Annotated in this window: 13 protein-coding genes; 5 read left to right on the top strand and 8 right to left on the bottom strand. The window is 64.6% G+C overall.

Going from position 1 to position 13,190, the window contains the following annotated elements:
• Window positions 1-92 precede the first annotated feature (92 nt).
• Window positions 93-947 (top strand): DUF1499 domain-containing protein, encoded by an 855-nt coding sequence (locus tag AC0L21_RS29620; RefSeq protein WP_007594716.1) that lies wholly within the window; start codon window positions 93-95, stop codon window positions 945-947.
• A 115-nt stretch (window positions 948-1,062) separates the two neighbouring features.
• Here the strand turns inward: AC0L21_RS29620 and AC0L21_RS29615 are convergent, their stop codons facing one another.
• From AC0L21_RS29615 to AC0L21_RS29600, 4 genes are all read right to left on the bottom strand, one after another.
• Window positions 1,063-1,983, bottom strand: coding sequence for an MBL fold metallo-hydrolase (locus AC0L21_RS29615; RefSeq protein ID WP_007594719.1), 921 nt, complete (start codon window positions 1,981-1,983; stop codon window positions 1,063-1,065).
• Window positions 1,984-2,158: 175 nt separating this feature from the next.
• Window positions 2,159-3,373 carry an acyl-CoA dehydrogenase gene (locus AC0L21_RS29610; protein WP_007594720.1) on the bottom strand — a complete coding sequence of 405 codons (1,215 nt, stop codon included), beginning with the start codon at window positions 3,371-3,373 and terminating at the stop codon, window positions 2,159-2,161.
• Window positions 3,374-3,533: 160 nt separating this feature from the next.
• Window positions 3,534-4,610 carry a 3,4-dihydroxy-2-butanone-4-phosphate synthase gene (gene ribB / locus AC0L21_RS29605; protein WP_027568700.1) on the bottom strand — a complete coding sequence of 359 codons (1,077 nt, stop codon included), beginning with the start codon at window positions 4,608-4,610 and terminating at the stop codon, window positions 3,534-3,536.
• Between the two features lie 174 nt (window positions 4,611-4,784).
• Window positions 4,785-6,512: a cation:proton antiporter domain-containing protein gene (locus AC0L21_RS29600; RefSeq protein WP_473265167.1), complete on the bottom strand. Its 1,728-nt coding sequence runs from the start codon at window positions 6,510-6,512 to the stop codon at window positions 4,785-4,787.
• Between the two features lie 67 nt (window positions 6,513-6,579).
• On the opposite strand from AC0L21_RS29600, the gene AC0L21_RS29595 reads away from it, so the two are divergent.
• Together AC0L21_RS29595 and AC0L21_RS29590 are read left to right on the top strand one after the other, a co-directional pair.
• Window positions 6,580-7,107, top strand: a complete 528-nt coding sequence (locus tag AC0L21_RS29595) for a DUF3124 domain-containing protein (RefSeq protein ID WP_473265166.1) — start codon at window positions 6,580-6,582, stop codon at window positions 7,105-7,107.
• 65 nt (window positions 7,108-7,172) lie between these two features.
• The gene (locus AC0L21_RS29590) at window positions 7,173-8,408 is read left to right on the top strand and encodes an aminotransferase-like domain-containing protein (protein ID WP_473265165.1); all 1,236 of its coding nucleotides are present in this window, start codon (window positions 7,173-7,175) and stop codon (window positions 8,406-8,408) included.
• A 10-nt stretch (window positions 8,409-8,418) separates the two neighbouring features.
• On the opposite strand, the gene hpaD is transcribed toward AC0L21_RS29590, so the two are convergent.
• A complete protein-coding gene (hpaD, locus tag AC0L21_RS29585) occupies window positions 8,419-9,273 on the bottom strand; it encodes a 3,4-dihydroxyphenylacetate 2,3-dioxygenase (RefSeq protein ID WP_473265164.1) in 855 nt (284 codons plus the stop codon).
• A gap of 17 nt (window positions 9,274-9,290) precedes the next feature.
• A complete protein-coding gene (locus AC0L21_RS29580) occupies window positions 9,291-9,563 on the bottom strand; it encodes a helix-turn-helix domain-containing protein (protein ID WP_473265163.1) in 273 nt (90 codons plus the stop codon).
• 158 nt (window positions 9,564-9,721) lie between these two features.
• On the opposite strand from AC0L21_RS29580, the gene AC0L21_RS29575 reads away from it, so the two are divergent.
• Window positions 9,722-10,174 (top strand): hypothetical protein, encoded by a 453-nt coding sequence (locus AC0L21_RS29575; RefSeq protein ID WP_473265162.1) that lies wholly within the window; start codon window positions 9,722-9,724, stop codon window positions 10,172-10,174.
• A gap of 96 nt (window positions 10,175-10,270) precedes the next feature.
• On the top strand, window positions 10,271-10,498 hold the full coding sequence (locus tag AC0L21_RS29570) for a hypothetical protein (RefSeq protein ID WP_007607347.1): 228 nt from the start codon (window positions 10,271-10,273) through the stop codon (window positions 10,496-10,498).
• 69 nt (window positions 10,499-10,567) lie between these two features.
• On the opposite strand, the gene AC0L21_RS29565 is transcribed toward AC0L21_RS29570, so the two are convergent.
• The gene (locus tag AC0L21_RS29565) at window positions 10,568-11,386 is read right to left on the bottom strand and encodes an aldo/keto reductase (RefSeq protein ID WP_473265161.1); all 819 of its coding nucleotides are present in this window, start codon (window positions 11,384-11,386) and stop codon (window positions 10,568-10,570) included.
• Window positions 11,387-11,533: 147 nt separating this feature from the next.
• Complete coding sequence (locus tag AC0L21_RS29560; protein WP_473265160.1) at window positions 11,534-13,099, bottom strand: alkaline phosphatase D family protein; 1,566 nt, start codon at window positions 13,097-13,099, stop codon at window positions 11,534-11,536.
• Window positions 13,100-13,190: the final 91 nt, after the last annotated feature.

Below are 13,190 nucleotides of genomic sequence, written 5' to 3'. Positions count from 1 at the left end.
CCTTGAATTTGCCTCGGGGCCGTGGTCTCAACGGCCCATCGTCGTGCCTGATCGGCCGGCATCGCCCTCAAGACCCCGGCAGAGCTCACCCGATGGCCCGCAGGTTTTCCGCTCCCTATCAGTCGGAGCCCGTGTCCAGCCTCGCGAGCTGGGCGCGCAATCTGGCCGTGTTCGCTGTGGTGGCGGTGGTGGTCTCGATCATCATCGTCCGGTTCGGCTTCCTGGAGATGAAGCCGGCGCTCGCGACCTTCTTCGGCGGGCTCGGGATCGCCGCGCTCTCGATCCTGTTCGGGCTCGCCGGCTTTGCCGCGATCTGGCAGAACGGCTCGCGCGGCATGGCGCGCATCCTGCTTGCCTTCCTGATCGACGGCGCGATCCTCGCCTATCCTGCTTATCTCGGCCTGCAATACCGCAAGCTGCCGGCAATCCACGACATCACCACCGACCCGATCGACCCGCCGCGCTTCGACGCACTGGCCCGCCTGCGCACCGGCGATGGCGCCAATACCGCGGTGTATGCCGGCCTCTACTCGGCCGAGCAGCAGCGTCAATTCTATCCCGATATCGAACCGATCGAGCTCGAGATTTCGGTCGACCGCGCCTATGCGATCGCGCTTCAGCTGGTCAACAAGCGGAAATGGCTTGTGATTGACGAGCGCGCGCCGCAGCCGCCGCGCCGCATCGGCCGCATCGAGGCGGTGGCGCGCTCGCCGATCATGGGTTTCCGCGAGGACATCGCGATCCGGGTCGTGCCCGACGGCGAGGATTCCCGCGTCGATATCCGCTCCGCCTCGCGCTATTTCGAGAGCGATCTCGGCAGCAACGCCGCGCGGGTGAAAAAATTCATCGACGATCTCAACACCGCCGCCGATGCCGACGCACTCAAGCCGGTGAAGAAGACGCCGGTGGCGCCGCCGAAGGCGCCGGCGAAGACGGTGAAGAAATAGGGTTCTTTCATTCCGGGGCGCGCGAACCGGCGAGCCCGGAATCCATCGGGCCGCAGCATCCGCGGATAAATGGATTCCGGGTTCGCGCTAACGCGCGCCCCGGAATGACGAGAGACTAGTTCGCCATCCGATAGGTCCCGCCAATCACGGGATCGCCGTCCGTCGCCACTACGCCGCGGGCGACCAGGTCTTCCAGATGGGCCAGCACGGAGTAGCCCGCCGCAGTGGTGAGCCTCGGATCGATGCCGATATAGATCGCCCGGACCATGGTCGGGATGTCGGTCTCGCCCTTGGCAAGGCGGTGCAGGATGGAGGCTTCACGCGCCTTGCGGTGACGGATCAGGAAGCGCACGAAGCGCGGACCGTCCGGAATTTCGGGGCCGTGGCCGGAGAAATACACATCCTCCTCGCGCGCGGCGAGACGATCCAGCGATTCCATGTAGTCGATCATCGAGCCGTCGGGCGGCGCCACGATCGAGGTCGACCATCCCATCACGTGATCGCCGACGAAGTTGAATTTTCGCTCGGGCCAGGCAAACGCGAGGTGATTGGCGGTATGGCCGGGTGTCGCCACGGCCTCGAGCCGCCAACCGTCGCCTTCGACCACATCGCCATGGGCGATCCTGATATCGGGCGCGAAGTCGCGGTCAGCGCCGGATTCCGGGTTGTGCTTCTCGCTTTCGAAACGCGGGCGCGAGGCGCGATGCGGGCCTTCGGCGTAAACTGGCGCGCCGGTCGCCCGCTTGATCCGCGCGGTGTTCGGCGAATGGTCACGGTGGGTGTGGGTGACGAAGATATGGCTCACCGTCTCGCCGCTGACGGCATCGAGCAGCGCCGCCGCATGCGCCTCGTCGTCCGGACCGGGATCGATGATCGCGACGTTGCCTCGGCCCACGATGTAGCTCACCGTGCCGGTGAAGGTGAACGGGCTCGGATTGTTACAGAGCACCCGCCGCACGCCGGGGCGGACCTCCTCGACGATGCCGGGCTTCAGCGGAAAGTCGCGGTTGAACGGGACGTCGTCGTTGTCGGACATGGCTTGCTCATACCTTGCTGACGTGGATGCCCGGCCTTGTGCCGGGCATCCACGTTCTTCGCGTGGTCTAAGACGTGGATGGCCGGGACGTCTAGCGCGAAGACGCGCTTCGCGCTTCTGCCCGGCCATGACGCAATTCGAGAGTTCAGCCGCATCGCCCATTCAGGCGGTTTGCTCAGAAAAACGCCTGAATGCCCGTGATCGCGCGGCCCAGGATCAGGGCGTGGACGTCGTGGGTACCCTCGTAGGTGTTGACGGTCTCGAGGTTATGGACGTGGCGCATCACGTGATACTCGATCGAGATGCCGTTGCCGCCGTGCATGTCGCGCGCGACGCGGGCGATGTCGAGGGCCTTGCCGCAATTGTTGCGCTTCATGATCGAGATCATCTCGGGCGCGAACTTGCCCTCATCCATCAGGCGGCCGACGCGCAGCGAGCCCTGAAGACCCAGCGCGATCTCGGTCTGCATGTCCGCGAGCTTCTTCTGCACGAGCTGGGTCGCAGCGAGCGGCTTGCCGAACTGCTTGCGGTCGAGCGTGTACTGGCGGGCCCGGTGCATGCAGTCCTCGGCGGCGCCGAGCACACCCCAGGAAATGCCGTAGCGGGCGCGGTTGAGGCAGCCGAACGGACCCTTCAGGCCGGAGACGTTGGGCAGCAGCGCGTCTTCCGGAACCACGACGCCGTCCATCACGACCTCGCCGGTGATGGAGGCGCGAAGCGACAGCTTGCCGCCGATCTTCGGTGCCGACAGGCCCTTCATGCCCTTCTCCAGCACGAAGCCGCGGATCTGGTTGTCGTGCGCGGCCGACTTGGCCCAGACCACGAACACGTCGGCGATCGGCGCGTTCGATATCCACATCTTGCTGCCGGTCAGGCGATAGCCGTCCGACACCTTCTCGGCGCGGGTTTTCATGCCGGCCGGATCGGAGCCGGCGTCAGGCTCGGTCAGCCCGAAGCAGCCGACCCACTCGCCACTGGCGAGCTTCGGCAGGTACTTCTTGCGCTGGTTCTCGTCGCCATAGGCGTAGATCGGATACATCACCAGCGAGGACTGCACCGAGTTCATCGAGCGGTAGCCGGAATCGACCCGCTCGATCTCGCGCGCGACGAGACCATAGGCGACATAGCCTGCATTGGCGCAGCCATATTCCTCCGGCAACGTGATCCCGATCAGGCCGAGCTCGCCCATCTCGTTGAAGATCTCCCGATCCGTCTTCTCTTCGAGATAGGCCTTGGCGACGCGCGGCAGCAGCTTGTCCTGGGCGTAGGCGCGCGCGGTGTCGCGCACCATGCGCTCGTCTTCGGTGAGCTGCTCGTCGAGCAGGAACGGATCGTCCCACTGGAAAGAAGCCGAAGCCGGCTTGTCCTTGGCCTGAGGGCGCGCGGTCATGAAACGTCCTTTCGTCTGGTTCCGTCAAAATTTGCCCGACAACGTAAAGCGCCGCGGCAACAAGTGCAATTGCGTTGCAGATGTACGGGTCTGCGTGAATCCCGGGGACCTGCGAGGCGCGCCTCGGGGGATGCGCTTCGCGCACCCCGGGATGACAGCGCTAGCTTTCGAGTAGCTCGTTGGCGACGATCTCGATGCCGAAGCCGGAAAGGCCCTTGTAGTCGTGCACCGAGGAGGTGAGATGCCGGATCGAGGTGACGCCGAGATCGCGCAGGATCTGTGCACCGACGCCGACTTCGCGCCACTGCCGGTTGCGGTCGGCCTCGGTCGCGCTCTCATCGGGCAGCGGCGCCACGGGGACACCGGCCGCACCGTCGCGCAGATAGACCAGGACTCCACGGCCGGATGTCTTGAAGTGCTCGAGCACCGCCGCCATGCGCTTGTGGCCGGTGAAGATGTCCTTGACGATGTTCGGCTTGTGGAAGCGTGTCAGCACGTTCTTGCCGTCGCCGACGCCGTTATAGACGAAGGCGACGTGGGCGATGGAATCGAACGGCGAGCGGTAGGCATAGCCCTGCAGCGGCCCGATCGGGCTCTCGGTGACGAAGGTCGAGACCCGCTCGATCAGCTTCTCGCGCACCTGGCGGTAGGCGATCATGTCGGCGATGGTGACGTGCTTGAGCTTGTGCTGGGCGGCGAAGCGGGCGACCTGCTCGCCCTTCATCACGCTGCCGTCGTCGTTCATCAACTCGCTGATGACGCCGACCGGTGGCAGGCCGGAGAGCTTGCACAGATCGACCGCGGCCTCGGTATGGCCGGAGCGCAGCAGCACGCCGCCGTCCTTGGCGATCAGCGGGAAGATGTGGCCGGGACGGGCGAAGTCGTTGGCGCCGGCGTTGGGATTGGACAGCGCGCGGCAGCACGAGGCGCGCTCCTCGGCCGAGATGCCGGTACCGCCGTCGGGCTTGTAGTCGATCGAGACCGTGAATGCGGTGGTGTGCGCGGAATCGTTGTGGGCCACCATCGGATCGAGCCGCAGGCGGCGCGCATCTTCGGTGGTGATCGGCGCGCAAACGATGCCGGAGGTGTGGCGGATGATGAACGCCATCTTCTCGGCGGTGCAGAACGAGGCGGCGACAATCAGATCGCCCTCGCCCTCGCGGTCATCGTCGTCGGTGACGACCACGAGCTCACCCCGGGCAAAGGCCTGCAAGACTTCCTGGACGTTATCCGGCATTTCCCAATCTCTATCGGTTATGGCCCGGAGGCTTAGCCGGACTTGGGCCGGGGCGCTAGTGTCCCCGGCGCAACCGCATATGCCGGACCGCAGCCCTGCCCGATGGGCGGCTTGCACCAGGCAGATCAGGGATATGGGCACGGAAAAGGCCGGTGAGAAGCCGGCCGGGCACGGTCAGGGCAGCACCTCGCGCCGCTCGCCGAGCCGCTGATCGAGCTCGGCACGCTTGTCGGCCAACAGGCCGGCTTGGGCGGCCTCGATCACCGTGAACAGCTCATGGGCGTCGCTGAGCCTGGTCACGGTGACATAGCTGGCGCCAGCCGCGTAGAGTTCGTCCACATCCGACAACAGATCGGCCGTGGCAACGATCATGGCGGTCGGGTTGAGGGTGCGGACGTGGCGGACCAGCTTCTCGTTGCTGGCCCCCTTCAGAAGCGCATCCGGTACGCTGAGGATGATCATCTCGGACTTGCCGACGCCGGCATGGAGCAGCGTGTCGGCGCTGCTGATATCGCCATAGATCACGTGCAGGCCGCGCGAAAGCAGCGTCTGGTACACATTCGGGTTGAAGTCGACCACGGTGATCTGCTCGAGCAGCACCGGTGCCTGCCGTTCAATCTCAGCCAGCAGCGCGCTCGCCGCACGGAAAAAGCCGAGGATGACGATGCGGCGCGCCTCGCCGTGGCCTTCGTGCCCTTCCTCGCCCTGGCCATTGCCGTGGTCGAGATCGCGCAAGCCGATCCGCTTGAGGGGGCCGATCGCCCAGCGGGTGATCTCGTCGCTGCGGGTCATCACGAAAGTCGAGAGCACCGCCAGCACCACGAAAGCGAACGAGGCCGCATTCGCCGTCTCGGCTGCGATGTGGTGGTCGGCGACGCCGGTCTGGATCACCACCAGCGAGAACTCGGAGATCTGCGCGAGATTCAGGGCCGGCAACAGGCTGGCGCGCAGCCCCTGCTTCATCAGATAGAGCGGGGCGAAGGTGGTGACGAGGCGGCTCACCACCGTGAACGCCGCGATCATCAGGGCAAGCCCGATCACGGAGAGGCCAGGCACGGGAATGGTCATGCCAAGCGCGACGAAGAACAGCGTGATGAAGAAATCGCGAAGCGTGGTGACCTTGGCCGTGACGTCGAGCGCGTAGGGAAAGGTCGAGAGCGAGACGCCCGCGATCAGGGCGCCCATCTCGCGCGACAGCGACAGCCGCTCGGCGGTCTCGGCGACCAGGAAGCACCAGGCAAGCGCGCCGAGCAGGATCAGCTCGGGGCGGCGGGCGATCTGGTGAAAGAGGCGCGGTAGCACGTAGCGGCTCACCAGCAGGGCGGCGGCGACCAGCACCGCGACGCGCCCGATCGAGAGCAGGATGACGCTGATTTCCAGATTGGCAAGGCTCGGCTGCACCGCCAGAAACAGGATGGCGAAGATGTCCTGCAGCACCAGCACGCCGAGGGTGATGCGGCCCGGCAGCGTGTCGAGCTCGCGCTTCTCGTAGAGCACCTTGACGATGATGACGGTGCTCGACAGCGCGCAAGCGACGCAGAGATAAACCGCGTCGAACTGCCCGCCCCCGAGCGACAGGCCGATGCCGGCGAAGAACAGCACCCCGAGCAGGCAGCCGCCGAGGAGCTGGCCGCCTGCCGCGAACAGGATGACCTTTCCCGCCCGCACGATCTTCTTCAGGTCGATCTCCAGGCCGATCATGAACAGCATGAAGATCAGGCCGAGCTCGGAGATGACGCTGATCGATTCCTGCGACTTGACCCAGCCGGCGCCAAATGGACCAATGCAGAAGCCGGCGATAAGATAGGCCAGGATCAGCGGCTGCCTGGAGAAGTGGGCAAGCAGGCCCAGCATCCAGGCAAACAGGATACAGAGAGTGATGTCGCGAATGAGCTCGTGCATGCCAGATTGGTCCGTTTTGCCGCACCCTAGTGATCGAGTGCGGCGCGGCAAGCGAGCAATTCGTCACATGCGGATGGGGCTCGCCATTGCAATGCTGCTATGCCCCCTCGCCTCCTCCGTACCGGCAGCCGCTCAATCCAAGGTCAATATCGAACAAAGCTTTGCTGATTCCCTCACCGCACTGCCAAAAGAAGAACTCGCCGTTTCCGGCGGATTCTACGTGCCCGCCTATTCCAGCGTCGCGATGAGCCAGGGCAAGCTGCGCGTCGACTTCTCGGTGACCCTGAGCGTGCACAACGCCTCCGAGACGCAAGCACTGGTGGTCAAACGCATCGCCTATTTCGACACCGCGGGCAAGCAGGTCGAGAGCTATCTGAAGGCGCCCGTCGCGTTGAAGCCCCTCGCCACCGTCTCGATCTTCATTCCGACCGACGACGTACGCGGCGGAACGGGAGCCAATTTCCTCGTCGATTGGGCCGCAACAAGCGAGATCGCCGAGCCTGCTGTCGAGGCCTTGATGGTTGGCGGCGTCGCCAATGCGCATTACGCTTTCATCAGCCAGGGCCGTCCGACCCGGACGGTCGGCAGGAAATAAGCAAGAAGCACGACTGACTGGCGCAAAGCCGGCAGCTTGACAAGAATAGAACGAGGAACGCTCCCATGACGTCCAGCTTCGATTTTGCGCCCCTGTTTCCCGCAGGGCTGCCGGCCCCCTCTGCGCGCTGGACGGGCCTTGCCAAATACAGTTTTGTCGGCGGCAACAACGACTCCGAGCAACTGCCGCTCGATCAGCTGATCGAGGCGGCCAATTTGGCTCTGCAACGCGAAGGCCGCTCGCTCGCCACTTACGGGCTGGCACATGGTCCCCAGGGCTATCTGCCCTTGCGCGAATTCCTGGTGACGAAGCTCAAGCGCGATGCCGGCATCAACTGCACGGTCGACGATCTCCTGATCGTCTCCGGCTCGCTGCAGGCACTCGACCTCGTCAACGCCACGCTGCTGACGCGCGGCGATACCGTGATCTTCGAGCAGGATAGCTATCAGGGCTCGCTGACACGTTTGGCCCGGCTCGGGGTCAACGTTGTTGGCATTCCCCTCGACAAGGACGGCATGCGCATGGACGTGCTGGCCACGACGCTGGCCGACCTCAAGGGCCGCGGCATCCGGCCGAAATACATCTACACCATTCCGACCGTGCAGAACCCGACCGGCAGCATCATGCCGGAGAGCCGCCGCACGGAGCTGGTGCGGCTGTCGGCACAATACGGCGTGCCGATCTTCGAGGACGATTGCTATGCCGATCTGGTCTGGTCAGGACAGCGGCCGCCGGCGATCCATGCGATGAGCCCGAACGGCGGCGTGATCCATATCGGCTCGTTCTCGAAGTCGATCGCGCCCGCGCTGCGCGTCGGCTTCATCGTTGCGCCCTGGGATGTGATGTCGCGGATGCTGGCACTGAAGACGGACGCGGGCTCCGGCGCGCTGGAGCAGATGGTGCTCGCCGCCTATTGCAAGCCGCATTTCTCGACCCACGTGCCGGCGCTGACGAAGGCGCTGCGCACCAAGCTCGACACCCTGATGGAGGCCGTCAACGAGCAGTTCGGGACGGCCGCCGAGTTCGAGGAGCCCAAGGGCGGCATCTTCCTGTGGGTGAAGCTGCCCGATCAGGTGGATACGCTAAAGCTGTATCAGGCCGCGCTTGCCGCCGGCGTATCGATCAATCCGGGGCCGGAATGGTCGACTGACAAGAACCATTCCAGATCGCGGCTGCGGCTGTGCTTTGCGAGCCCTTCGCATCAGCAGATCCGCGAGGGCGTCGCCGTACTGGCCGAGATCTGCCGCAAGGAGTTCGGCGTGCCGGCCCGCAGCGCCAATGTGGAGAAGGCGCGGGTGTGAGGGCGACGCCTTACGTGGGGACGTGAAACTCCACGTTGACCTGGCCGCTGCCGGATGACGGAAAGTATTCGCAGAGCTGCTCGGCCCTGCCATCGTACTCGTACCAGCCAAGGGCGGCGAACAGCATGATGGTGTCGGCCATACCGCCCTCGCCGTTGCACTTGGTCGCGTAATCCGGAAGCATGTCCAGGAATTCGCGGTAGCGACGGCTCTGCCAGAGTTCGAGCACGCGCAGGTCGACCTGGCGGTTGAACTCGCTGGCAACGCTCGTCCACGCCTCCGGCCCTAACTTCTTGTTGGGCCAGAGCCGATGTGAGAGCGAGCCGCTGGCCAGGATCGCAACCCGTTCGCCGGAGTTTTCGATGGCACGGCGCGTCGCCTCGCCGAGGGTCCGGCTTTCCTCGAACGACGTGAACAGCGGCGAGGCGATCGAAACCACCCGCGCGAAGCCGTCCGAATTCATGTAGTGCATCGGCACGATCGTGCCATATTCAAGCCCGAGGCTCGGCACCTGATGCGCGTTGACATCGAGCCCTGCAACGCCGGCTTCGGCGGCGATTGCTTCGGCGAGTCTCGTGTCGCCCGGCAGATCATAGCTCAGATCCTGAATCATATGCGGCGCCTCGTGGCTGGTGAACGAGGCGCGATGCCGCGCGTTGGCGTTGATGTGATAGCCGAAATTGGAGAGCCAGTGGGTGTCGAACACCACGAAAGTGGTGACGCCGCGCGCTTTCGCCCGCCGACCGAGCTCGCGCAACGAGTCCACGGCCGCCTCGCGCGCCGAGCGCAAGTGACTGCCGGGCTTTTCCGAGAGCATCAGCGATGGGACATGCGTGACCTTGGCTGCCAGGACGAGTTGCCCCATCGCGCTCACCTCAAGCGTCAGGCCACTTGCGGCTGGCTGCCGTGGATCGCGGAGGCCAGCCGCAGCAGCAGCACGATCGAGACGTTGCCCTTGCCGGCCTCGATCTGGGCGATGTAGCGCTCGGAAATCCCGGAGCGGCGGGCCAGCTCCCGTCGCGACAGGACGCAGCGCATGCGTGAGGACTTCAAGCGGTCGCCCAGTTCGGCCAGAAACGCGCTCTCGGAATAAGGCGGCACGGCACAGCTCCCCGGCAGCACCTCGCCTGCGAAATCCATGACTTGATTCAGCATCGGTCTATCCAATTTCGCCTTCGGGAACGCCATCCTACCGGGGAAACCGGCTGCCTCATTGACGCGGATCAAATTCGCGCGCGAATGGCGGTCAGCATGGACGATCGCGCACGGGATGCTACACTTCGGAATTATTCGGAGGTGGGGCTTTTCAGGACATGAGGCGTTGTTTGAGCCGCTGGATTGCGGCAGCAGTGCTGTGGGTTGCGTTCGCGCCTGCGGCCGGTGCCGAGTCGCTTGCGGCGACCGTCGAGCAATGGGGCCTGCTCGGCTCATGGGCGGTCGACTGCGCGGCAAGGCCCGACCGCAACAAGGGCGCGCTCTTGACTTACGAGATCCGGAAGGACGGAAGGGTGATGTACCGGCGCAATTTCGGCGAGGCCAAGGACGAAAACGAAGTGGTATCGGCGATGGTCAACGCCGACGGCATGCTCAATGTGATGGTGTACTTCCCCGTGCTGCAACAGACCCGCGAGTTCGGTCTGCTACTCTCGAAGCAAGGCAGCTTGCGCGCAATCTACAATCGCAGTGAGCGCGGCGAGTACACGATCAGGGACGGCAAATACGTCGCGACAGGCGCGCCAACACCCGCACAACAGCGCTGCGATTAACCCACCTGAACAGGCGTTCAGAATTCTCCTGCGATTCCTCCGGAACGTTCACGCGAATGCGCCGTTTAGATTTGCATTCCATTGGAGGAGGACATCATGAAGAAGTTTGGTTATGTGCTTGCCGCTGTCGGCGCGCTCGCGGTTGCACTGCCGACACTCGCCAGCGCGGAGACGGTGGTGATCAAGCGCGGAGGTCATCATCACGGCATGTATGGCGCCCGCGCCGAATACGGCATGCATCGCGATCACGGCTGGCATCGCGGCTGGCACCATCGCGACCGGGTCGTCGTGATCAAGCGTGGTCACCGCCATCATTGGGACTAATGCGCAACGCAATATGGAGATGGCCCCTCACGGGGCCATCTCTTTGCGTGTACGAAACGTTCGGCGAGGTCAGTCCCACGCCGGCGCAAAGCCGGGATTGACGCAGCGCCTGTCCTTCGGCAGCGCGGCGATTTTGTTGCGGTCGGCGTCGTCGAGCGTGATCTTCAGCGCGTCGAGATTGGCCTGCTGACTCTCTCGGCGCGAGGCCTTCGGTATCGCGGCGACACCGTTTTGGTCGAGCAGCCATTTCAGCGCGACCTGGGCGGCGGTTGCATTGTGCCTGGCGCCGATCTCGGCCAGTACCGGATCGGAGGCAACGCGCCCCTGTGCCAACGGGCAATAGGCGACCAGCGGGATCGATTTGGCGTTGAGATAAGCCAGCACCTTCGATTGATCGAGCATGGCGTGATATTCGATCTGATTGCAGGCGATCGGCGCCTTGATGTCCTCGACCGCGATCTTGAGCAGCGCCGTGGTGAAGTTGGCGACGCCGATCGCCCGCGTGCGCCCTTCCTCCTTCAGCTGCATCAACGTCTCGAACACCGCGCCCCAGTTCGCGGCTTTCGACGGCCAGTGCACGAGATAGAGGTCGACATGGTCGAGCCCGAGCTTGGTCAGGCTGGTGTCGAAGGCGCGGCGGATGGCGTCGGGGCTGAGGTTCTCGTGCCAGACTTTCGTCGTGACGTGCAGCTCGCCCCGCGGCAGCCGGGCCGCGGCGAGCGCCGCGCCGATCGGCTCTTCGTTGCCGTACATCTCGGCGGTATCGATATGGCGATAGCCGATCGACAGCGCGCTCTCGACCGCCGCGCGGCAGGCATCGCCCTGCATGCGGAAGGTCCCGAGGCCGAGCTTGGGCATGCTGATGCCCTGTGTCTTGAGATGATCCATGAAAAGGCTCCTGAGATCGTTCAGCCCGCCGGAGGCCAGCAGCGATGCTGCGTGAGCAGACCCTTCGGGGATGGAAAAGAGGTGGCGGGAACGGACATCATAGCGCGGCAGGCGCAATGCGGCCAATCAAGATCGGGTTAGCGTCCCTCAGGAATGCTGCGCCACCACGGCTGGACGCGCCTGCGGCTGCGGCACGATGTCGACCGACCAGAGGTCCCGGTTGTCGACGTCCTTCAGCGTCACGGTCATGACGCCGGTCCGCCCGTCGATGTCGACCTTGCCGAAGAACTGCAATCCGAAACAGGGGGCTAAATTCTCGCCCTGCGCTTCGCTGCATCCGTTCTGGTACATCGCGACCGGACCAAAGGTGTTGTCGAGCTCGCCCGGGCCCCAGGTGCCGGCATGCAAGGGCCCCGAGACGAACTCCCAGAAAGGTTCGAACTCCTGGAATTGCGCCCTGTTCGGATCGTAATAATGCGCGGCGGTGTAGTGCATGTCGGCGGTGAGCCAGACGATGTTGCGAATTCCGACGCGCTTGATGGACGCGAGAAGATCGGCGATCTCGTTCTCACGCCGGTCGGGCGGCCCATTCCCCAGTGCGACCGCATCGAGACTGACCAGCCCGATCGGCAGGTCGGCCGCGATCACCTTCCAGGTCGCGCGCGAGGCCGCGAGCTCACGCTTCAGCCAGGCGAGCTGTTCGGCGCCCAGAATCCAACCGCGGTGATCGTCGCCCTTGTTCCAGCTACCGTCGCGATAGCTGCGCATGTCGATCATGAACACGTCGAGCAAAGGACCATAGGCGATCTTGCGATAGATCCGCCCCTTACGCGCTCCGATGTCGCGGATCGGCATGAAGTCGAAGAAGGCGCGGCGGGCGCGCGCGACCAGGCGCGGAGTGCCGTCATCCTCATGGCCGGCGGCGTCATAGCTGCCGGTCGGCGACCAGTCGTTGGTGACCTCGTGGTCGTCCCATTGCGCGAACATCGGCACCTCGGCGTGGAAGGCGCGGAAGTGCTCGTCGAGATGGTTGTATTTGTAATTGCCGCGGAACTGCGCCAGCGTGTGCGCGACCTCGGATTTCTCCTCGGTCACGATGTTGCGCCAGATCTCGCCGTTCGGCAGCTTCTGTTCGGAGGGGATCGTGCAGTCGGCGTAGATGTGATCGCCGGAGTGGATGAAGAAGTCCGGGCGATTGTCGAGCATGGTGCGATAGCTGCGGTAGCCGCCGCGGGATGTGTCGATGCCCCAGCCCTGCCCCGCGGTATCGCCGGACCACAGAAACGAGAGCGACCGGCCGGCAGCCGGCGCAGTGCGGAAGCGGCCGATGCGGCTCTCGCCGGCGATGCCGGTCGCGATGTCGTCGAAGCGCACACGATAGAAGATGTCCTGCCCGGGCGGCAGATCGTCCAGCAGCCGTTTCGAGGTGAAGTCGGCATCGGGCGACGCATCGCGCGAAGCCGACGCGATGACGGTCTTGAAGCTTTCCACGGTCGAATAGTCCACCTGCATCCGCGCCGGCCGGTCGGCGCGCGCCCAGATCACGGCGGAGCCATCCGAGACGTCGCCGGACTGGATGCCGCCTGCGATCTGCGGACGATCCGCGGCGCGGCTGAGATGTGGCGTTGCGAGCGCAGCAACGGCGAGGCTGGAGGTGGAACGGGCCAGGAATTGCCGCCGGGTCCAGGCGCGCGAGGCGCGGAGCGCTACCATTCAGGAAACCTTCGTCGACTAGCGACGGAAGGTGCCTGCGTCGTTTGACCCCCGGCTTACGGTTTTTTGACCGCGGGCCTACGGTTTTACG

This window comes from Bradyrhizobium sp. WSM4873, assembly GCF_055811355.1.
This window is presented reverse-complemented; position numbering and strand designations above follow the sequence as displayed.